Annotated in this window: 1 protein-coding gene; it reads left to right on the forward strand. The window is 62.6% G+C overall.

From position 1 onward, the window contains the following. A partial coding sequence (locus AF337_RS12765; RefSeq protein WP_152971039.1) for a 3'-5' exonuclease occupies window positions 1-222 on the forward strand: 222 nt, incomplete at both ends.

Raw genomic sequence — 222 nt, forward strand, 5'->3', positions numbered from 1 at the left:
GCCATGGCCTATTTCCGCCTTGTCGCTCAAGCCTCCGACGACCTCGCCTTCGAACGCATCATCAACACGCCGAAGCGCGGCCTCGGCGACACGACGGTACGTGCGCTGCACGACTATGCCCGCGCCCGCGATATACCAATGCTTGCGGCGGCGGCCGACATTATCGAGACGGACGAGCTGAAGCCGAAGGCGCGAAAGGCGCTCTTCGACGTGATTCAATCT

The organism is Rhizobium ecuadorense, from assembly GCF_001187535.1.
GTDB classification, from domain to species: domain Bacteria; phylum Pseudomonadota; class Alphaproteobacteria; order Rhizobiales; family Rhizobiaceae; genus Rhizobium; species Rhizobium ecuadorense.